The sequence below is a fragment of the Bradyrhizobium sp. Kon56 genome (assembly GCF_055807635.1).
Genome location: NZ_JBVVOU010000316.1, coordinates 1 through 304, shown reverse-complemented (window position 1 = coordinate 304; position 304 = coordinate 1). Strand labels below are relative to the sequence as shown.

Genomic DNA, 304 nt, shown 5'->3' with positions numbered 1-304 from the left:
CCAGGCACTCGGGCAGGGTGTCGCGCTTGACCACCAACGAGTGATAACGGGTCACGGTCACAGGCAGGTTCAAGCCGTGGAACACACCCAAGTCCTTATGGAACACCGGGCTGGTCTTGCCGTGCATCACCTGGCGCGCACGCACCACGTCACCGCCAAATGCCTGGCCAATGGACTGATGGCCCAGGCATACGCCCAGAATCGGCAGCTTGCCGGCAAAATACTGAATGGCTTCCAGCGAGATACCCGCTTCGGTCGGCGTGCACGGGCCAGGCGAAACCACGATGCGTTCCGGGTTCAGCGC

1 protein-coding gene is annotated in these 304 nt (G+C 62.5%); it reads right to left on the bottom strand.

What is annotated here, in order from left to right; genetic code table 11:
• Window positions 1–304: glutamine amidotransferase-related protein (locus tag AC0L3B_RS39125; RefSeq protein ID WP_473383084.1), on the bottom strand; the 304-nt coding region annotated here is incomplete at both ends.